Source organism: Gammaproteobacteria bacterium (assembly GCA_022450155.1).
Classification (GTDB): domain Bacteria; phylum Pseudomonadota; class Gammaproteobacteria; order Arenicellales; family UBA868; genus REDSEA-S09-B13.
The window spans coordinates 1-20919 of sequence record JAKUQR010000004.1 but is presented as its reverse complement, the minus strand read 5'-3'; the positions used below and the strand labels follow the sequence as shown (position 1 = coordinate 20919).

Genomic DNA, 20919 nt, shown 5'->3' with positions numbered 1-20919 from the left:
CATGGATATGTTCGCGCTGTACAATTACTGGGTCGTCATATTTCTGATGATGACGGGGTTTTACGTGGTTATTGCGAGCGGTAACCTCGTCAAAAAAATCATCGGTCTTAATCTGTTTCAAGCCTCGGTCTTCATCCTCTACATCAGCATGGGCAAGGTCAGTGGTGGTGCTGCACCTATTCTGCGCGAGACAGTGCAAACCTACTCCAACCCACTGCCCCATGTGTTGATTCTGACTGCAATCGTGGTCGGGGTGGCCACCACGGCACTGGGACTGGCCTTGGTTGTTCGTATAAAAGAGGCCTATGGCACGGCCGAGGAAGATGAAATCCATAGCCAGGATGAATCTCTGTGACACTGACCCAACTGCCTGCGCTTCAGGTCATACTGCCGTTGATCGCAGCACCTGTGTGTCTACTGCTTCGCAGCGGCCGTCTGGCCTGGTTGCTGAGCATCCTGGTCAGTACAACAGCCCTGATAATTGCCGTACTGCTGCTCAGACTGGTTCTTGAAAACGGCACTGTCATCTATTCCTATGGTGGCTGGGCAGCTCCCTGGGGAATTGAATATCGCGTGGATATTGCTAACGCGTTTGTGCTGGCGATCGTTGCTGGTATCAGCACCGTCGTATTGCTGTTTTCACGGGTTGGCGTTTCCTACGAAATTAAGTCTTCCGACCAAAGTCTTTTTTACACGGCTTATCTGCTGTGCCTGACCGGTCTGCTGGGAATGACCGCGACCGGTGACGCCTTCAATCTTTTCGTTTTTCTGGAAATTTCATCGTTGTCCAGTTATGTCCTTATTGCGATGGGGCCAGATCGACGAGGACTGACTGCAGCTTACCAGTACCTCATCATGGGCACGATTGGTGCAACCTTCATTCTGATCGCAGTTGGCCTGCTCTACATGGTCACGGGTACCTTGAATATGGCCGATCTGGCCAATCGGCTCCCCGCTCTGGCACAGAGTCGCACCCTGCGTGTCGCGTTTGCTTTTCTGACGGTCGGTATAGGGCTTAAGCTGGCATTGTTTCCGCTGCACCTGTGGTTACCCAACGCGTACGCGTACGCACCACACGTAGTCAGTGCATTTCTCGCCGCAACCGCAACAAAAGTCGCGGTCTATGTTCTTTTGCGTTTCATGTACGGTGTTTTCGGATCAAGTTTTACCTTCGACAGTATGCCGTTGCAGTTCATATTGATGGTGCTCGGCGCATTGGCTGTGTTGTCTGGGTCCACCATTGCAGTATTTCAGCACAATATCAAACGCATGCTGGGATATTCCAGCGTGGCTCAGATCGGCTACATGATTTTGGGCCTTAGCCTCGCATCAGTCAGCGGCCTTACAGCCACGTTGGTACATATTTTGAACCACGCGCTGATGAAAGGCGGCCTGTTTTTAGCGGTGGCTTGTATGGCCTATCAGTTGGGCGGTGTGCGCCTGGCCGATCTGGCTGGCACCGGACAACGTATGCCCTGGACCTCGGCTGCGTTTGTAGTTGGAGGACTGAGCCTTATCGGTGTGCCGCTGACTGCTGGCTTTATCAGCAAGTGGATGCTGGTCGTTGCCGTCCTGGAGACCGGCTGGTGGCCACTGCTGATTGTCATCGCCGCGGGTTCATTGCTGACCGTCGCCTATATCTGGCGAGTGATTGAGATGATCTACTTTAGGTCAGCCGCAACGGCAGACGGGCCGCCGCAAGAAGCACACTGGTCTTTGCTCGCACCGGTTTGGCTGTTGATTGCTGCCAACATTTACTTTGGAATCGACACCCAATGGTCGGTTGACGTGGCTCGGCTTGCAGCACAGTTATTATTTGGAGTTCACGCATGAACGCCCTCGCGCTGATAGTGTTGCTGCCTTTTATAGGCGCCGTGGCGGTGTTGGCAACTGGTTCTCGCCCTAACCTGCGTGAATGTTTGAGTCTTGGTGCCGGGATAACCCTGGTGGGATTGGTCGTCAGCCTGCTACCCGCAGTATTCGCCGGCGAGCGGCCCGTCAGCGTGCTTGCTGAACCCATCCCCGGTATACCTATCGCACTGGAAGCGGAACCGCTTGGGATGCTCTTTGCGTTGATTGCCAGTGTGCTTTGGATCGTCACTACCCTCTACTCGATTGGCTACATGCGTGGTCACGGTGAAACCAATCAGACCCGCTTCTATGCGTTTTTTGCCGTGGCCATTGGCAGCACTATGGGTATCGCTTTCTCACAGAACCTCTTTACTTTATTCATCTTCTATGAATTGCTGACGTTGTCGACCTACCCGCTTGTCACCCACGCCGGTACCCAAGAAGCGATGCGAGGCGGTAGAGTTTATCTGGGCATTCTCCTGTCGACTTCAATCGTTTTCTTCCTGCTGGCAATAATCTGGACCTGGACTATTGCTGACACGACCGATTTTCGCGTTGGTGGCATCTTGGCAGGCAAAACATCACCATTTGTGATTGGGCTTCTGTACGCCCTGTTCGCCTTTGGTATTGGAAAAGCTGCGCTGATGCCATTTCACCGCTGGCTGCCGGCAGCTATGGTGGCACCTACACCCGTTAGCGCGCTATTACATGCGGTCGCCGTGGTCAAGGCTGGCGTTTTCTCTATTCTTAAAGTAACCCTTTATGTGTTTGGACTCGACCTCGTCAGTACGAGCTGGGCATCCGGCTGGCTGCTGTGGATCGCAGCAGGCACTATCATCATAGCTTCACTCATCGCTTTACAGCAGGATAATCTCAAGCGTCGTCTGGCCTACTCGACTATCAGCCAGTTGTCCTACATCATCCTGGGTGCATTACTTGCCAACGCCAGTAGCATCATCGGTGCAACTACTCATATCGCGATGCACGCGTTCGGAAAGATCACGTTGTTTTTCTGTGCTGGCGCTATCCTGGTCGCCACCCACAAATCCGAAGTCAGCGAGATGAATGGCCTGGGTCGACGTATGCCTTTCACCATGGGAGCATTTTTTATCGCCAGCATCAGTATTGCCGGACTGCCACCGCTTGGTGGCCTCTGGAGCAAATGGTACCTGGTTCTTGGGTCACTGGACGCGGGTTATGGCGTACTGGTGGGGGTCCTGATGTTGAGCACACTCTTGAACATCGCCTACCTGCTTCCGATTCCGATTCGAGCGTTTTTTGCTGGTGATCGAAACACTGCCGGGGCAATTACGGAAGCGCCTGTACCCTGCCTCATCGCAATCGGTGCCACAACCGCGATGTGTTTGGTACTGTTCTTCTATCCGGATCCGATCCTGCAGTTGGCTTCCCTGCTGGTCCGCTGAGATCGACGACCCATGCCGGCGCCAGTCATCAGAACACAAGTGATCACAAGAACATGATTTTCCGTTTGCTTCTAGCACTGTGCGTTGTACTGGTGGGCGTGGAGATCATTGTGAATCGACACCCGATATTCCCATGGGAGGGGTGGATCGGGTTTTACGCGGTTTGGGGCTTCGTCTCCTTATTCGGCATCGTCATCCTCGGCAAGCATCTGCGCCGGGTCATAAAGCGACATAAGGACTACTACGATGAGTAGTCTCCCGCCAGGACTGATCCTAATTCTCGGTGGCCTAGTCCTGCCTGTGTTGCCCCGGTCAGTCCAAGCGAAAGGTGCACTGGTGCTGCCGGCACTGGGGCTGTTACAGCTGCTATTTCTGTCTGAAGGGATGTCTGTCGATGTCGAAATCGCTGGCTATAGCCTGCTCCCGGTGCGGGTAGACAGACTGAGCCTGGTGTTTGGCTACATTTTTTATATCGCTGCTTTTCTCGCGGCGCTCTACGCACTGCATGTCCGGGACACAACCCAACACGTGGCCGCGATGATGTATGTCGGGAGTGCCATAGGTGCAGTGTTTGCGGGAGACCTGATCACCCTGTTTGTGTACTGGGAAATCACCGCGTTGACGTCGGTTTTCCTGATCTGGGCTAACCGCAGCGAACGCGCCTACCGGGCGGGCCTGAGATATCTGCTAATCCAAATCGGTTCTGGGGTGTTGTTGCTCTCCGGCATCTTGTTTTACTTCCATGAGTCGGGCTCGCTGTTATTCACCCAACTGATCGGCCCGGGAGAGAGTCTTGTCACAGCTGGCCCGGGCGTATGGCTGATCTTTCTCGCGTTTGGGATTAAGTGCGCCTTTCCACTGCTGCACAACTGGCTACAGGACGCCTACCCACAGGCCACGATAACCGGCGCAGTATTTCTGAGTGCGTTTACAACCAAGCTCGCAGTTTACGCGCTGGCCAGGGGATTCCCGGGCACAGAAGCGCTCATCGGTATTGGTGTCGTGATGACCCTTTTCCCGATTTTCTTTGCGGTGATTGAGAATGATCTGCGCAAAGTATTGTGCTACAGCCTTAACAACCAACTGGGATTCATGGTCGTTGGAATTGGGATCGGCACCGAACTGGCCCTCAATGGCGCTGTCGCCCATGCTTTCGTACACATCCTTTACAAGGCACTTCTGTTCATGTCTATGGGCGCTGTGCTTTATCGCACCGGAACGATCCGCGCGTCTGACCTCGGTGGACTCTACCGGTCGATGCCCTGGACAGCGGCGTTCTGCATCGTCGGTGCGATGTCGATTTCTGCCTTTCCGTTGTTCAGTGGGTTTGTCGCAAAGTCGTTGACCATGTCCGCAGTGATCGAAGGATATTATGTTTTGACCTTTATAGGGCTTTTGGTAGCATCTGCTGGCGTCATGGAGCACTCGGGTATCAAAATTCCGTACTTCGCATTTTTCGGACGCGATTCGGGGATTCGATGTCGGGAAGCACCGATTCACATGTGCCTTGCCATGGGCGCAACCGCTGTGCTGTGCGTCGGCATTGGCTGGTTTCCTGATCCTCTATATGCCCTTTTGCCTTATCCGGTGGACTACGAACCTTACGCTGACTTTGGCCACTCGTTGACACAGATTCAGCTACTGCTCTTCGCCGCTTTAGCCTTTGCCGTACTCCTACGAATGGGTCTGTATCCGCCCGAGCAGAATGCCATCAACCTCGATACCGACTGGTTCTACCGTCGACTGGCGCCTAACGTTATCCATAGCATTACGAACAACCTGGCAAATGTTACAGACCGGTTGACCGCAACGACACGGTTAGCTGGTCGAACCCTAATGCGTTCCGTAATCCGCCACTATGGGCCCGAAGGTACGCTGGCCAGAACCTGGCCAACCGGCAGCATGGTGCTGTGGATCGCGGTGCTGCTGGCCGCCAGCCTAGTGCTGTACTTTGTTTAGTCCAAGATCCACTGGCGCTGATGACCACACCAACCGCTGTAGGCATCCTAAAAGTGGATAAAATAAGCTGATGAGCGCCTGGCCTGATACTGAACTGACCGACCATCTTGGCATTCGCTATCCAATTATTCAGGCGCCGATGGCTAGTGCGTCAACACCGGCGCTCGCTATCGCAGTCTCGACCGCCGGCGGACTGGGCTCGCTTGGCCTCGCCATGCACACCCAAGAGGCCCTGCGCAATGACTGTGCCACAGTATCCAATGCCACCGATGCGCCCTATAACGCCAACTTTTTTGTCCACAGCGAGCCGGTCGATGACCCAGAGCGCACTGAAGAGACCCGCTCACTGCTGGCACCCTACTATCGTGAACTGGGACTCGGCCAAGTACCGGATGTGGTTACGCCAGCACCGTCTTTCAATGAAACCCACCTGCAAGCCGTGCTTGATCTTCGTCCGCCGGTGGTGAGTTTTCACTTTGGTCTGCCAGGTGATGATGCGTTCAAGGCGATCAAGGCAGCTGGTCTGTTCACTCTGTCGTCGGCAACCAACGTGGCGGAAGCCCGTGAACTCGAGGCCCGAGGTGTCGATGCGGTTATCGCCCAGGGTTTTGAAGCCGGCGGGCATCGCGGCACGTTTTCAGAACCTTACGAAAGGGGTCACGTGGGCACTTTGGCGCTGGTTCCCCAGGTTGTCGACGCGGTATCCATCCCCGTGATTGCTGCAGGGGGCATCGGCGACGGCCGCGGTATCGCTGCTGCGCTTGCCCTTGGCGCTAGTGCCGTGCAGCTTGGCACGGCGTTTCTAACCTGTCCTGAATCAGCCGCGCATCCGCTTTACCGTCGGGCACTCAACGCGGCCCGCGACGATCAAACACGGATCACACACGCTTTCTCCGGTCGGCCGGCTCGAGGCCTGGAAAACCGTTATCTGCTTGAGATGGCAGGTCATGAAGCCCGTTATCCGGATTTTCCGATTCTCAACACCCTGACAGGACCGCTGCGTAAAGCCAGTGCAAAAGAAAACAACCCCGATTTTCTATCTCTATGGTCCGGTCAAAGTGCCGTGATGTCGAGAAACCTGCCTGCCTCCGAACTGATACAGCTGCTGGTCACAGAAACAGAATCTGTCCTAGAGCGTCTGGCACCAGAACGTTAATTGTGCCCGGTCACTGACGCCGACAGAATTTCATTTGTCCTGACGGATAAAGCGTATCGCCTGACGGGCTGTCCGCTTCACCATCTTTCGTCGAACCGGGGCCGAGAGCAGTCGGTTCAATGCCGCCAGCGCGATTTGGCCGGCTGCGCCAACCTGAGGCAAAGCTGAAAGTCGTTTCACCGCCTGAACGGTTTTGAGCAAATGAACTGACACTATGTACTCCGATTGTCCGTGGTCCATCAGCATGCCGGTCGTTTCTTGAAAAAATGTCTGTGGTTCACTCACCACCCAGTCTTCAAGCGCCACGGCCGGATCAGCATGGCCAACATTACGACCCGCAAAACAGGCCATCTGCAGGAGGCCTGCCGGCCACAATTCCGGATAACGCCCACACAAAGTGTAGACAGCATCCGCGAAAGTCAGTCCGTGCGTAAAATCGAGCCACCCCCGATCACTGCCATAAGGCTGGTCGATATCGTCCAGGCACGTAAGATCAAAAGTCAGCATGTTCTGGGCGTTCACTGCCAGCAGACTGCGGTAGAGTTCCTCCGGTGGAGCGCTGCCGTGTTCTACCGTCAAAGCCATGGCTTTAGCTGGATTAAGGCCAACATAAGCCTCGGGTGGTGGTGAGTGACCATTTAGGCCCCGACCAAAACTAGTAAGTGCCTCACCGTAGTGCCGGAACTCGGGAATCAGATCTTCCCGGAACCCAGTGACAATACTGCGCACCAAAGAGAGCAACACGGGTGCCGCCACACCCTCACCCAAGCGATGGATCAACTCGGCAGCCCTGGGGATGTAAATCAGGGCATGCCCAAAACTGTGGTAGTGCGCCAGGGCTGCTCGGGCAAGACCACGTTCCATGGTGGCAAAAGCACCACCGTCTACGAGCGCTCCACGGGTGCGTTGTAACGCTGCTGTCTCGTCTTCATGCTCTACGGCCGCAACAAAAGCATCTTCATCCCAGGCAAGCGCGCCGGAAACGAACGGGTAACGGGACTCGCGCAACGTATCTTCCGACATGTGCCCAATCGCTTCTAGCAGGCAAATCAGCTGTTGTTCCCGTTTCCCGTCGTGATCATCGTAAAGCTGCAACCACTCTGCAGCCCCCGCATAGGCGTGTGTCCAGCCAAACTCCATGCGCTCACTGGACCATTCAATCGCCTTGGTTATCGCTACGGTAGGGTCTACACCCATCTGGAACAATCGGGCGAGTTCCCGAGCCAGGCGTTCGTAATCATAATTACAAAAAGCGTGGTTTAGATCATTAATCGTTTTCTCCTGTTGTTCGGCCAGTGGCGGATCGATGATCTGTATCCAGATATGATCACCGCGTACTTCAACCGGATAAACCCGAAGCTTGTCACCATCCCGTTGGTTTTCGCCTGTCTGAAGATCGAATTTCCAGTTGTGCCAGTTACAGGTCAGCCGACACTGTTCATCCAATACTCCTTCTCGCAGTGGATAGCCTTCGTGTGGACAACGATTGTTGCACGCGTAAATTCCCTGCCTGGTATCGAACAGCACGATCTGACGACCCTCAAAACGGAACACCTTTCGGCCGCCGCGCTTGAGTGCATCGCAGCTGACTGATTTGATCCAGCCTTGAGTCATGATGTGATCGCTAGTGCTGTGATCGACCATTACGGGCAAAATCACTCACGAGGTGTGAAACGTTATGGCGTTGTACACGCTGGGGCTCGTTCAGACTCATCTTCATCATGTGCTCATGAAAACCCAAACTCATCAACCACCATCCCCCAGCCTTATCTCAGGGTTTTCGCGTATGCTACGCGGATTCTTTGCGCGGATTCTGCCTGACAGTAACACATGACCCTATCACGTTATAACGCCCGAAATGCCAGCACTTCGCCGCAGACTTTCGGTGGCAGCCAGAAGCGCAGAACATAGGCTTAATTATTCCACCGTGCGACTACCGAAATTTCTGAGTGCATTTCGGATTCAGAGTTACCGCTTCCAGTGGGGATCGGATCTGCTTAACTCATGGGCATTCGAAATGGAAACGCTCATCCTGGGCTGGTTTGTACTGGTTACCACCGATTCACCTTTCTTGCTGGCCGCATTCGCGGCCCTGACTTTCAGTGGAACTCTGCTCAGCCCGTTTTTCGGCGTGCTGGCAGACCGGGTCGACCGCCGGGCGATACTGATCATACTGCGGTTGATTTACGGCGCTCTGGCTAGTGCCATCCTATTGCTGGCACTTGTCGGTACCGTACAGCCGTGGCAGGTCTTTGTTATTTCCGGTATAGCTGGGCTAGTACGACCATCGGATTTTGCTGTGAAGTTCGCGCTGATCGCCGACACAGTACCCACTAGAGATCTGCACAATGCGATGGGCTTTTCACGGGCGACCATGGACTCAGCGCGCATATTCGGCGCACTGCTGGGTGCGGGCCTGTTTTCTACTCTGGGTATCGGCGCAGCCTATGGCGCTGTCGTGGGGCTTTACCTGGCGAGCGTACTGCTCGCCTGGCGGATCACGCCAATACCCAGACAACCCACCGAGAATTCAAGGCCCTGGACAGACCTGAAGCTGGGTTTTTCTTACATCCGCCGTAATGAAACTATCGTCGCGATCATGGCGCTGGCTTTTCTCGCCAACTTCACTGGGTTCCCGATGATCCGCGGTCTGTTGCCCGCCCTGGCCCGTGACGTATACGCAATGGATGAAACCGGTCTGGCACAGCTGATCGCGCTGTTGGCAATGGGTGCATTGCTGGGGTCCCTGGCAACAGCGACGGTCCTTCGTGTCACAAAACCCGTCCGCATGATGGTGATCTGGTTGGTGATATGGCACCTGTTTATTTTGTTGTTGGGTCTATTCTCTATACCGATGGTTGCCGGCGTGGTAATTACAGTGATCGGGCTCGCGCAGAGTTTCGCGATGATCCCAATGTCTGTTCTGTTACTTAAGATTACTGATGAGGTCTATCGGGGACGGGTATCCGGTGTGCGCATGCTGGCCGTTTACGGTATGCCAATGGGACTACTCACGGGCGGGGCGTTGATTGAGTGGATTGGCGTACCGGCGACTACCGTCATATTCGGGTTGACCGGTATACTGACGACCTTAGTAATCGTCGCCCGGTGGCGCACTATACTGACTACCTGATCCTGTGACGGTCATTGTTCTAACGATGTACTTCCGTTGACCCCTGCCTGAGTGTGAAACTATTGCGATATCTCGCCGGACTGCTGGTATTTCTGCTGGCAACTGCCGTTACTCCTGCTCAGCATTATGAAGCTGGCCAAGCTGTTGCGGATATCATCACCAGCCCATCCGATGATCGGGATTATCTCGCACATCGTCTCAAAAATGGACTGCGGGTATTGTTAATATCCGACCCCCATACGGACAAGGCGGCGGCGGCGCTCGATGTTCGGGTGGGCAGTGGCAGTGATCCGGAAGAACGGCCGGGTCTTGCTCATTTGCTTGAGCATATGTTGTTCCTGGGTACAGAGCGGTATCCGGAAGCGGGGGAGTATCAGGCCTTTATCCAGCTGCACGGTGGCAATGATAACGCTTACACGATGCCGGATCACACCAATTATTATTTTGATATTGAGTCCCAATATCTTAGGGGTGCACTGGAGAGGTTCTCCCAATTTTTTGTCGCCGCGCTTTTCAACCCCAGGTTTATAGAGCGAGAACGCGGTATCGTACACGCCGAATTCAGCGCCAAATTGCAGTCGGATGGAAGACGCTATCTGGCAGCCAGACGCCAAGCATTTGACCCACGGCATCCCGAGTCGGGTTTTGCTGTTGGGAACGAGAATACTCTCGCTGATCGTGAAGGAGACTTGGTGCGGGAAGACCTCATCGGTTTTTACGAGGCACATTACCGGGCTGAGAGTATGACTTTGGTCGTTTTAGGCCGGGAATCAACGGTCCTGCTGCGTGACTGGGTCGAAGAATTGTTTGAAGGCGTGCCGGCCGGGAAGGCCATTGCCCCACAGACGGAAGTTCCAATCTACCCGCTCGGGACATTACCGCTGCTTCAGAAGATCATCCCTGTTAAGGAAATCCGGCAAGCTGTTTTCTCGTTTGCAATACCTTCGGCGCTCGACGACTATGCGGCAAAACCGCTGTCTTACATTGCGAGCCTCCTCGGAGATGAGGGGCCCGGTTCGCTGTTTGCGTTATTGAAAGAACAGGGCTGGGCCGAGGGGCTATCGGCCGGCGGCGGGTTGAGTTACGAACATTACGGCACCTTTGAAGTCACGATTTCGTTAACCGAGTCGGGCCTCGAGAACTACCAGCGTATCGGGGCTTGGTTGTTTGCACTTATCCGGCAGATTAGTGAAGAGGGCGTAACGTCGTGGGTATTCGATGAGCAGCGCAAACTGGCCGAGATTGATTTTCGATTTCGAGAGGACGTTGAAGCCTACACTCTGGTTCGGGCATTCGCGGCTCGCATGCATGATTACCCAGTTCAAGATCTTTATTACGCGCCATATCGTTATGACAAGTTCAATAGGGAACTGATTCTTTCCTACCTTGATCGATTGCAACCCCGCAATCTCCACTTGTTACTGGTCGGGCCGGAGCTCGAAACCGACCAGGTAGAGACCCACTATGGGGTTCACTACAGTTTGGAGACTTTGCCTAGCGATGTACTCGAGGATTGGTCAGGTCTATCGACCAATCCTGATCTTTACCTTCCGAAGCCCAATCCGTTTCTTGCTGTAGATCTGGAGTTGCGCCAGGAGCAACTAGAGGTATCTAAGCCCACACGCATCGACATTCAAGATGGGTTTACGTTGTGGTTCGACCACGATACCTCCTACGGGTCGCCGCGCGGAAATTTTTACGTAAGTATTCGCTCGCCTCACGCGCGAACGACGCCAAGAGAAGCCGTGTTGACAAACTTGTATGCGGCGGTGGTGGCCGATCAGTTGAATGCATTTTCATACCCCGCCCAACTCGCCGGGCTTGGATTTGAGTTATACGATCACCAGCGTGGGTTCACCTTGAAGATCTCGGGGTATACGGATAAACAGGCAGTGTTGCTGGAGACGATCCTCGCCGCACTTCGAGTTCCCGAGGTAACATCGGAACGCTTCGACCGACTTCAGGATAATCTAGTCCAACAACTTCGTAACTTGGCACTCGAACAGCCCTACGAACAGGCCATAGCGGATTTACGACGTTTGTTGCTCGATACGATCTGGTGGCCCAACGTTAAGATCGAAGCTGCTGAAGCTGCAACCCGCGAAGCCCTAGAAGCTTTCGTTCCGCAGTTGTTGGAGTCGGTCGAATCAGTGGCGCTCGCCCATGGGAATTACACCCGGGAGGAAGCACTGTCGCTTGCTGCGCTTGTTGCTGGAGAATTGCTGGGGACGAACCGCGCCGCTGTCGTTCCCCACGGCCAGGTAGTCCGACTAGCGGCGAGTGAGGCACGGGTTCGAACTTTATCGATCGACCATCCCGATGCCGTGCTAGCACTGTATCTGCAGGGGGAGAGTCACGAACTTAGCGATCGGGCGAAATATTATTTAGCGGGGCAAGTCATGAACGCACCGTTTTATCAGAGTTTGAGGACTGAACAGCAGATGGGGTATTTCGTGTTCAGTGGGGCTATGGACGTGATGCAGTTGCCGGGCCTGGTGTTTATAGTGCAGTCGCCGAATCAAGCACCTGACGCGATAGAGGCGGCAATGATTGAATTTTTGCATGATTATGCAGCGTCGATCGATAGCATGACCAGCGCCGAGTTTGAACAGCACCGCAGCAGTTTGGTGGGTGATGTGATGCGCCAGGAGGAAAAATTGTCGTATCGAAGCAGTCGCTACTGGCTCGAGATCGATCGGAACGACTACGGATTTGATAGTCGTGAACGGCTCGCAGCAGCAATCAACGAAGTTTCACTGGACGACTTCCGTAAGTTCTTCCAAACATCGGTGCTTGATCTCGCTCGTCCGCACCTGGTAGTCCGCAGTTTTGGTGCAGTGACGGGCGCCGAGGCAGCGCTGCCTAGAAATGAAATTGTCGATCCACTGGCATTTCGTTCGAGCCTTGGTCGATTTTTTCCGGTCGATGAATAAACATAGGCTCCGTGTAGGGGCAAGTGTCTTGAGCAGTCAGTAATGGGGAGTCTGATCGAATTGTCTGTGAAAGTCGGTCGTGTTCTGGCCGCGCGGCATTTCAAACTCGCGACCGTTCAGTCCTGCCTGAGTGTGAAACTATTGCGATATCTTGTTGGACTGCTGGTATTTCCGCTAGCAGCTGCCGTTACCTTTGCTCAGCATTATGAAGCTGGCAACATCCATATCCTGTCGCCCTGGTCGCGAGCGCTACCCCCCATCAGCCCCAACGGCGCCGTCTATCTGACACTGACAAACCACGGCGCTCATCCTGACAAACTGTTGGGTGCATCGGCTGAGATTGCCGAGCGCGTAGAAGTTCATTCGCATATCCTCGAGGACGGAATGATGAAGATGCGTCGGGTCGATTCGGTGATCCTGCCCCCCATGAAGATGTGCTGTTTGCGCCAGGTGGTCACCACATTATGCTGATGGGTCTTAAGCAACCGCTCGTGGTGGAAGACCGCTTCCCGCTTTTGCTGATATTTGACCAGGCAGAACAAACTTTGGTCCAGGTCGTGGTGCAGATGGTCGATACGTAGGGCGCGGGGCAGACGCCCCATAAACATGACCAGACTGGCTCAGTAGCGGCAAATGGCCCCGGACCGGTCAAGCGGTTTGAACTGTACATACAGCATGGCAAAATCTTGACCGACGAGCGCACGATTCGCGTGAGCCAGGGCGACCAGGTTGAACTGTACTGGTCCAGCGACAAACCCGATGTGCTGCATCTCCACGGTTACGATATACACACCAAAGTAACCCCACATGTCCCCGCAGCAATGCAGTTCAAAGCCTTCGCCAGCGGACGCTTTTCGGTCAAAAGCCACGGCGAGTCTGGCCACGCCAGCCTAATTTATCTCGAGGTACACCCCAAGTAGCACCCGGTAGGATTACCAGTAAGTAATGCCCCTATTGTGACCGGAACCGTCGTATTAAAGACCTCCCTTAAGCAGGTGCTGGGACCGCATAGCGGTCGAGATTGTCTTCAAACTCATGCAGGCGTTTCCAGATCGAGCGTAGTTCGGTGATGGTGGTCCAGTTATGTAGAAACAGCGAAAAGCTGCCGTGCACTTTACCGAACGCATTGGACACCTGAACCATGACACCTAATGTAATAACGCCTGTGAATAATCCGGGCCCCATCACGAGGTAGGGGGCAATAACCATAAACTGGTCATAGGTAGAGATCCAGGCGTCGAAGTAACCGTAATGTAGATACAGTCGATGGTAGTTGTATCGTATACCCCCGAAGAATCCTCGAAGTGCTATGGGGTCTGCGTGACGAGCTTTGTCGTCCTCACCCAGCACCAGGTCTTTACGGAAGGCCGCCTCAACCTTCTGGTTGTTGTATTCCAGGCCCGGCAGCTTCCAGCCCACGAACCAGGAAATAACCAAACCGCCGAGCGAGACGATCAAAGCGCCCCAGACCAATGACCCTTCGATATCTCTTAACACCGGTAGGTCGACCTTGTCAGACAGTCCATAGAGCACCGGTATAAAAGCGATGAGGGTCATGACTGCGCGGACAACCTGCAGCCCCAGAGACTCGACGATCCGGGCAAAACGGTTGCAGTCCTCCTGCATACGCTGGGATGCACCCTCGATCTCCTGCTGAACGCTACGCCAACGCGGCACGTAATTAAAGGTGATGGCTTCGCGCCAGCGCAGACCGTAGATGCGTGTAAACCAACCTGTAAAAATCGCCAGCAGAATATAGGGAAACGCTATGACGACAAATGACAGATCGCCTTCAAATCCGTTTCGGATGTAACTGATAGAGACCAGCTCTGCTATGAACAACGAGATGCCGTCGTCGGGATTATCTTTGTAACTGGCCGCATTCTGCAGCAGATCGTAGAATCGTCCATACCAAGTGTTTATGGCCACAGTCATTTGTACCTGTAGCCAGATCGACGATAACAGCAGCAGGCCGCCACCGTAGGCCCACAATGCCCATTGACGAGTTGCGTAAAATGACTTGATCATTCGATGTTCTCCTGTTGTCCCTTATTCGGCCAACATGATCTTCAATCTGAATATGAGCCAATAATAAACAAAAGACAGACAAACGCGCCTGCGATTTGCGTACGATCGAATTACAAATTAGGCTTGTGCATCCTGACGCGGGTCTGTGGCACAGTGTAATTCACGCTCTGCCAACATGGCCAACACGCCCACCTGAATACCATGTCGAATAAACCCATCTGGTCATTACCCACACCGTTCACTCACAATGTCTGTGCCTCTGCCGGCGCGCTGTCGTTCGTCGGCGGCGCCGGTGACTTTGATTCGACCGGCGCCCTACGCAACCCCGGTGACATGTCCCGGCAGATTACAGGGGCTGTCGAAAACATTGCCGCAGCGCTTCATCAGGAACACTGCTCACTGGCTGATGCCGTGCGGGTAAAAGCGTTTTACAGGCCCGAGGATAACCGCGATGAAATCGCGATCGTTCAGGCCCTGCAGGACGCATTTCCCAACGCGCCCTCACCCGTGATCTCGACCTTGCCGGTACCGCTACAGCCCTTCAAGGGCCAGGAAATCCAGGTACAGGTCATTGCCGTGCGCAACTGGCGCGACTCAGGAGATTTCCAATTTGAAACCCAGTCGCTGCAGGTGGCAGGCAACAATGCATCGACATGCCCTGTAGTCACGACCGCCCTACGGGCGGGGGAATTTATAGCTGTGGCCAACCGGACCGCGGCGCACTTCAACGCCACGTTCGATACGGCCCTGGATGGGGCAGGTCAGTCACATATCATTATGCCCTCGCTCCAAAACAGCCTGACCGCAGTGGGTGCCTCACTTCAGGACAGTGTGAAAATGGAGGGCTATTACTTCGGCACCACACGTAAGGACTGGGCGCCACTGGCTCAGGCTCGGGCATCCTACTTCAGCGAACCTGGTCCGCCAGCAACAGTCGTCCCCTGTCACACGCTGTGGCCGGATAAAACGGTGACCAAGATCGAGGTGCTCGCCATGCGCGAGCGCCGCCACAGTTATGACAAGTACATCCCTCGAGAAGACGCCTGGCCAGATCGGGTCTGGGACTGGCCGTTGAGCCTGCCCTACCGTCAGGCTCAGAAATTGCGCGGCATGATCTGGCTGGGCGGGCAGGTGCCGGCCGAGCCGTTTTCCAACACTGGCAAACGGGTCTTGTCCGGTCAGCTATTACCCCAGACACGCTTCACCATGAGTTACATCGACGATCTACTGCGCCCATTCGGCCGCAGTCCGGCAGACCTCAAACTGATAGTCTGTTACTACACCGCTTCAGATGAGGAAGACAACACTCCGCATTTGTTACAGCTGCTGCGTGATTGCTGTGGCGGTGTTCTACCCCCGGTCACGCTGGTGCCGGTACCCCACATGCAGACCGCAGACTCGATGGTCGAGATCTGGGGCGTGGCACAGGGTTAACAATTCGGTATTGCAGCCTAAGATCATTGAATACAACTGAGGGCTTTGAGTTCTGGCGCCATGTATACGCATGTTTTTTGTTCCGGGCAGGATCCAGCACAGCACCCTACCGTGATCCTGATACACGGTCTGGGCGGCACGCTCAATATCTGGGACCCGATCGCGGGTGTTCTGGAGAATCGTTTCAGTGTGCTCCGGTACGATCTCAGGGGCCACGGTCAAAGTGATGTGCCGGCTGGTGACTGGTCTCTTGAGGATTTCGTACACGACCTTGAAGCGATCTTTATCGACGAAAGCCTGCCGCACGCGCATCTGGTCGGTTTTTCATTGGGTGGTTTAATCGTTCAGCAGTTTGCGCTTAGCTATCCTGAGCGTGTTGGACAACTCGCAATTCTCAGTGCAGTTGCCGGGCGTACGGATGCCGAGCGACAACACGTACAGGAAAGGATTTGCAACCTGGAAAAAGGGGATTTAGACACCAACATCGAGTTGGCACTGGAACGCTGGTTCTCCCCTGAATTTCGGCAGAATCATCCCGAACGAGTTCAAAAACGAATTGCTGAGTTACGTGCCACTTCACCGGAAGGTTATTTTCAGGCCTACCGGGTATTTGTGCTCAGTGACCTTGCAGAACACCTGTCTCAGATTCAATGTGAAACTCTAGTTATGACCGGTGAATATGACCCCGGTTCAAATGTTCGCATGGCCCGTTTGATGCATGAAAAAATTCCCGCCTCACAGCTCGAGATCCTGCCCGGTCTGCGACACAGTGTTCTGGTGGAGGCCCCGCAACTCATCGCTGAAAAACTCGATTCATTTCTGCGATAAGCTTCAACCCTTGCGCTAAACCCGCCCAGGAGCAGATCAGATTGGCAGAAGACAAGCTGTTTGATTACATCATTCTGGGTGCGGGCTCTGCAGGTTGCGTACTCGCCAACCGCCTTTCAGAAGACCCGGCATTGGATGTTCACGTGCTTGAAGCCGGGCCGATGGATCATAAACTGATGATTCACATACCCGCCGGGGTCTATAACGTTTATAAAGATCCGAGTATCAACTGGAACTACAACAGCGAATCAGAGCCAGAGTGTGACGGGCGAAAGATTCAGCTGCCAAGAGGAAAGGTCATTGGCGGATCGTCGTCGATCAATTCGATGGTATACATGCGCGGCCATCCGCTGGACTACGACCGCTGGGCACAAACCCCTGGTCTGAAAGCCTGGCGCTATGCGCAGTGTCTTCCCTACTTCAAGCGCTGTGAATCTTCAGATCGTGGAGAAAACGAATGGCGCGGCGGCCATGGCCCCCTTGGAGTGACCCGGGGTCATCTCGAGAACCCGCTGTTTGATGCGTTATGGGAAGCTGGCCAACAGTCTGGCCAGGGTACTTCCGAGGACCTGAACGGCTACAAGCCAGAAGGGATCGCCCGGCTAGACAGTACCACCAAAAACGGGCGCCGCAGCAGTGCCGCGGTTGCCCATCTCAAGCCTGCACTGACGCGGCCAAATTTGAGTCTCGAGACAGGTACACTGGTCAATCGCATTCTTATCGAGAACAAACGAGCTGTCGGCGTGGAATACGTTTCACGCGGTAACACTCGTGAGCTGCGGGCCGCCAAAGCAGTGATTGTCTGCTGTGGGGCGATCAAAACACCGCAACTATTGATGTTGTCCGGTATCGGGCCTACTGACTATCTGAAGTCCATGAATATTCGCTCCGAGTTAGATTTGCCTGGCGTGGGACAAAACCTGCAGGATCACCTGACCATCATTACAGGTTTCGAGTGCACCCAACCGGTCACCCTGCATCATTTAACTCAGCCGCTGTCAAAGCTGCGGGTCGGTGTACAGTGGCTGCTGACACGCTCAGGTATTGGTGCCTCCAATATCTGGGAAATGGGCGGCATGGTCTACGGCAATACTGATGCCGCACATCCGAACCTCCAATACCACTTCACACCCGTATACAGTGAGTGGGCCGACCGTAAACTCCTGTTATACCCCGGATATCAGCTCAATTGCGACCAGTTGCGACCACTCAGCCGTGGGCAAGTAAAACTCCATTCCGCTGACCCACGTGACAGGCCTGCAGCACATTTCAATTATCTCAGTCATCCACAGGATCTCAAGGAACTGATCGAAGCCTTGAAGGTGATGCAGGACATCCTGACACAACCGGCGTTCGATGGATTTCGGGGCAAACGAATAACCCCGGCACCGGAGGTCACCTCAGATCGGGAGCTTGCGGACTACGTGCGTGCTACCGCCGACACCGACTACCATCCCTGTGGCACCTGCAAGATGGGTAGTGATGATCAGGCAGTTGTCGATTCCGAGTTGCGGGTGCACGGTATAGACGGTCTGCGCGTGGTGGATGCTTCGGTGATGCCGAGCATAGTCAGCGGGAATCTAAACGCGCCTACCCAGATGATCGCCGAGCGTGCAGCAGATTATCTACTGGGCAAACCACCGCTGTCGCCGGAACACCCCCACTTCCACTTCGGAGATCACAGCGCCACCTGAGGATGTCAGTTCGCCATACAAACCGTCTGTTGGCGACGTGACAATACCTCGTAGATCACTGTACGGTCGTATTGCACCCTGATTGAAATTTCAACTGGTCATCAACATGGAGCGGATGGCACCTGATGTCGATATGTGTTCAGTCAACAAGCATACTCCAGAGATGGTGCAGATAGCCGATGCCGGATTACACAGTCGGGTTCGGTAATCCGGCTGGTGTACCAAAAGCTTGTCCCACGCCGTAGCACAGGCGTTTTTCCAAGTCTTTTTTGCCCATCAATGACGCCATAGCTGAATATTGTACGTACATGGAGACTGAATCATGGGTTATATCAGAGTACGCGAGGGCCGTTATCAGGCTAATGTCAGACGCAAGGGTTATGCGCCAGTAACCAAGACCTTTACCAGCCGTGACTTTGCAAAGCGGTTTTTTTACGTCACGCTCCACCATGTTTAAAACGTCAATTTATTGTAGCTATAGAAACGGCTATGCGGCAGGGGGAAATCTATAACATCAGGAAGCACGATATTAATTTCAAAGATCAGACGCTCCTTATTCCTCAGACTAAGACGGATACACCTCGCACCATCTTTTCATTTGTCCAAAAGAGCGTTAAATGCGCTTACAGAGCAACTGAGAGCGCCAGGGAAGGTAGTCCAGCTGGCTGATAGACCAATTTTTTGTGTGAATAGATGGACAGAATGGAATCGTTTTACAAAACTGAACGATGACTGCGGTATTGATGGTCTGCGGTTCCACGATTTACGGCATGAGGCTACATCACGATTATTTGAGAGTGGATTCAATGTCATAGAAGTTGCCAGTATCACTGGTCACGTTACTCAATGGGTAGGTTCAGTGCCTTTAACTCGGCCTCACGAAGCGGCAAATCGGAGCTGAGGAAAAACTCGTCAAGCTGCGGCGGCGCCACTGATGTTGCCGAGAGCATATCGTGCACCTGACCACGATGATGAATCTGGTGCGTGAACAGATGCGCAAGCACGCTCCAGACAGCCTCCGTGTACTGTGTACCGTCCAAAAGCTTGAACGACACCTCTGAGGCAAGGGTTTCGGGCGTCGCGGCGTCGCAGTACTCGATCAGCGCTCTATCGGCTGTCACCTGATCTTCCACTAGTGGCGCGAGTTCGTTGTGCAATTCGTCCCCAACGTCGGCGGGCAGGTACTGCTCTCCAGTTAAGCGCTCTAAGTAGAGCCAATCTACGAAGACGATGTGATCCAGGTGGATGTGTATGGAGCCGAAAAAGCTCGGGCGGTTCGCGTAGTACTCCGAGGCAGGCAGTCGCAAACATGCCGAATGCAGGCGATGATTGCTCCAGTGGTTGTTTCTGGCTTGGGCTATGAGGTAATCGCCGAGTCCAGGACACAACGCGTTTTCATTCATCGGTTGATCCTCGCTGTCTTCCACTGCTCTTCGGAAAGTCTAGCCGGGGTCAACTATGCTTGTGAACAGATGGGTATAGAACCGCTAGAACCAGAACTACCACCTGAACCAATTTCAAGCGTGACGGTACATTAAGCAAACGGGGAATCGGTCAAGCCTGTCGGTGTTCCAGCAATCTGGGCATCAGTTCGACCAGATTACACGGTCGGGTTCGGTAATCCAGCTGGTGTACCAAAAGCTTGTCCCACGCCGTAGCACAGGCGCCGGAAGACCCGGGCAGACAGAAAACATAGGTGCCATTGGCGACCCCTGCGACGGCCCGTGATTGCAACGTTGATGTGCCGATCTCCTCGTAGGAGATCATGCGAAAGACTTCACCAAATCCGTCCAGCGTTTTTTCGAGCAGTGGACACACGGCTTCCGGGGTGCCGTCAAATCCGGTCACACCAGTACCCCCTGTGGTGACAACAACCTGAGCGTCAGGTTCGGCAATCCAGTTTGAGACCACTGCCCGCACTGCAAAGATGTTGTCTTTGACAATGGTCTTCTCGAACAACTGGTGACCCGCGTCATTGAGGCGCGACACCAAAAGCTTGCCGGACTTATCGTCGGCTTCAGTCCTTGAATCCGAGACCGTCAATACGGCAATGTTCACCGGTATGAATTCACGTTGGATCGCCGTCATTGCTCCCGATACCTGTTGTGGCCTTGTCGTTGACAGCCTATTATAGTTTGCCTTCTCTGAACACCGTATGCAGAGGTTATCACCTTAGTATGACGATCAATGTTCGGTTTTTTGCCAGCCTGCGCGAACGCATTGGTGTTGCGCGGACCGAAATTCCCGCTGATTCTGTCAATGATGTCCGTGATGTCTGGCAGGCGATCAGCCGGCAGCCGCTCGATGAGGAAGTGCTCGTTGCGATCAACCATAATTACGCGAGCCTGGATCACACTGTGACAGACGGTGATGAGGTGGCTTTCTTTCCGCCTGTGACCGGCGGCTAAAAGGAAATTCCATGCACATCGAACTGCGCGATCAGTGTTTTGACCCGTGGGCCGAGGTCACAGCATTTCGT

The 20919-nt window shown here is 54.1% G+C and carries 19 protein-coding genes; 14 read left to right on the top strand and 5 right to left on the bottom strand.

The window, feature by feature from the left end:
• Nucleotide 1: 1 nt before the first annotated feature.
• From MK323_02790 to MK323_02765, 6 genes are all read left to right on the top strand, one after another.
• Complete coding sequence (locus tag MK323_02790; GenBank protein ID MCH2481087.1) at nucleotides 2-355, top strand: cation:proton antiporter subunit C; 354 nt, start codon at nucleotides 2-4, stop codon at nucleotides 353-355.
• Nucleotides 352-1833, top strand: a complete 1482-nt coding sequence (locus tag MK323_02785; protein ID MCH2481086.1) for a monovalent cation/H+ antiporter subunit D family protein — start codon at nucleotides 352-354, stop codon at nucleotides 1831-1833. The genes MK323_02790 and MK323_02785 overlap by 4 nt, the downstream gene beginning before the upstream one ends.
• Entirely contained in the window at nucleotides 1830-3275 is a 1446-nt protein-coding gene (locus tag MK323_02780; protein ID MCH2481085.1) for a monovalent cation/H+ antiporter subunit D family protein, read from the top strand. The genes MK323_02785 and MK323_02780 overlap by 4 nt, the downstream gene beginning before the upstream one ends.
• A gap of 53 nt (nucleotides 3276-3328) precedes the next feature.
• Nucleotides 3329-3529 carry a hypothetical protein gene (locus MK323_02775; GenBank protein ID MCH2481084.1) on the top strand — a complete coding sequence of 67 codons (201 nt, stop codon included), beginning with the start codon at nucleotides 3329-3331 and terminating at the stop codon, nucleotides 3527-3529.
• Nucleotides 3522-5234 carry a Na(+)/H(+) antiporter subunit D gene (locus MK323_02770; GenBank protein ID MCH2481083.1) on the top strand — a complete coding sequence of 571 codons (1713 nt, stop codon included), beginning with the start codon at nucleotides 3522-3524 and terminating at the stop codon, nucleotides 5232-5234. The genes MK323_02775 and MK323_02770 overlap by 8 nt, the downstream gene beginning before the upstream one ends.
• A 70-nt stretch (nucleotides 5235-5304) precedes the next feature.
• Nucleotides 5305-6390, top strand: coding sequence for a nitronate monooxygenase (locus tag MK323_02765; GenBank protein MCH2481082.1), 1086 nt, complete (start codon nucleotides 5305-5307; stop codon nucleotides 6388-6390).
• Nucleotides 6391-6420: 30 nt separating this feature from the next.
• On the opposite strand, the gene MK323_02760 is transcribed toward MK323_02765, so the two are convergent.
• Nucleotides 6421-8004, bottom strand: coding sequence for a Rieske (2Fe-2S) protein (locus tag MK323_02760; GenBank protein ID MCH2481081.1), 1584 nt, complete (start codon nucleotides 8002-8004; stop codon nucleotides 6421-6423).
• A gap of 271 nt (nucleotides 8005-8275) precedes the next feature.
• Here MK323_02760 and MK323_02755 point away from each other — a divergent pair, with 271 nt between their 5' ends.
• The 3 genes from MK323_02755 to MK323_02745 are packed head-to-tail and all read left to right on the top strand — an operon-like array spanning nucleotide 8276 to nucleotide 12927.
• Complete coding sequence (locus MK323_02755) at nucleotides 8276-9523, top strand: MFS transporter (GenBank protein ID MCH2481080.1); 1248 nt, start codon at nucleotides 8276-8278, stop codon at nucleotides 9521-9523.
• A 53-nt stretch (nucleotides 9524-9576) separates the two neighbouring features.
• Nucleotides 9577-12456 carry an insulinase family protein gene (locus MK323_02750; protein MCH2481079.1) on the top strand — a complete coding sequence of 960 codons (2880 nt, stop codon included), beginning with the start codon at nucleotides 9577-9579 and terminating at the stop codon, nucleotides 12454-12456.
• 42 nt (nucleotides 12457-12498) lie between these two features.
• Complete coding sequence (locus tag MK323_02745; GenBank protein ID MCH2481078.1) at nucleotides 12499-12927, top strand: copper chaperone PCu(A)C; 429 nt, start codon at nucleotides 12499-12501, stop codon at nucleotides 12925-12927.
• 149 nt (nucleotides 12928-13076) lie between these two features.
• Here MK323_02745 and MK323_02740 read toward each other — a convergent pair whose 3' ends face one another.
• Together MK323_02740 and MK323_02735 are read right to left on the bottom strand one after the other, a co-directional pair.
• Nucleotides 13077-13340 carry a hypothetical protein gene (locus MK323_02740; GenBank protein MCH2481077.1) on the bottom strand — a complete coding sequence of 88 codons (264 nt, stop codon included), beginning with the start codon at nucleotides 13338-13340 and terminating at the stop codon, nucleotides 13077-13079.
• Nucleotides 13341-13443: 103 nt separating this feature from the next.
• Nucleotides 13444-14484, bottom strand: a complete 1041-nt coding sequence (locus MK323_02735) for a putative transporter (GenBank protein ID MCH2481076.1) — start codon at nucleotides 14482-14484, stop codon at nucleotides 13444-13446.
• A gap of 201 nt (nucleotides 14485-14685) precedes the next feature.
• Here MK323_02735 and MK323_02730 point away from each other — a divergent pair, with 201 nt between their 5' ends.
• From MK323_02730 to MK323_02715, 4 genes are all read left to right on the top strand, one after another.
• Nucleotides 14686-15918, top strand: a complete 1233-nt coding sequence (locus tag MK323_02730; protein ID MCH2481075.1) for a Rid family hydrolase — start codon at nucleotides 14686-14688, stop codon at nucleotides 15916-15918.
• A 60-nt stretch (nucleotides 15919-15978) separates the two neighbouring features.
• A complete protein-coding gene (locus MK323_02725) occupies nucleotides 15979-16746 on the top strand; it encodes an alpha/beta fold hydrolase (protein MCH2481074.1) in 768 nt (255 codons plus the stop codon).
• 41 nt (nucleotides 16747-16787) lie between these two features.
• Entirely contained in the window at nucleotides 16788-18440 is a 1653-nt protein-coding gene (locus MK323_02720; protein MCH2481073.1) for a choline dehydrogenase, read from the top strand.
• A gap of 598 nt (nucleotides 18441-19038) precedes the next feature.
• A complete protein-coding gene (locus MK323_02715; GenBank protein MCH2481072.1) occupies nucleotides 19039-19341 on the top strand; it encodes a tyrosine-type recombinase/integrase in 303 nt (100 codons plus the stop codon).
• Here the strand turns inward: MK323_02715 and MK323_02710 are convergent.
• Both MK323_02710 and moaB read right to left on the bottom strand, forming a co-directional pair.
• Complete coding sequence (locus MK323_02710) at nucleotides 19280-19843, bottom strand: DinB family protein (GenBank protein ID MCH2481071.1); 564 nt, start codon at nucleotides 19841-19843, stop codon at nucleotides 19280-19282. The genes MK323_02715 and MK323_02710 overlap by 62 nt on opposite strands.
• Nucleotides 19844-19994: 151 nt before the next feature.
• Nucleotides 19995-20528, bottom strand: a complete 534-nt coding sequence (gene moaB / locus MK323_02705) for a molybdenum cofactor biosynthesis protein B (GenBank protein MCH2481070.1) — start codon at nucleotides 20526-20528, stop codon at nucleotides 19995-19997.
• Nucleotides 20529-20617: 89 nt separating this feature from the next.
• On the opposite strand from moaB, the gene moaD reads away from it, so the two are divergent.
• The gene (gene moaD, locus MK323_02700; GenBank protein MCH2481069.1) at nucleotides 20618-20848 is read left to right on the top strand and encodes a molybdopterin converting factor subunit 1; all 231 of its coding nucleotides are present in this window, start codon (nucleotides 20618-20620) and stop codon (nucleotides 20846-20848) included.
• Nucleotides 20849-20919: the final 71 nt, after the last annotated feature.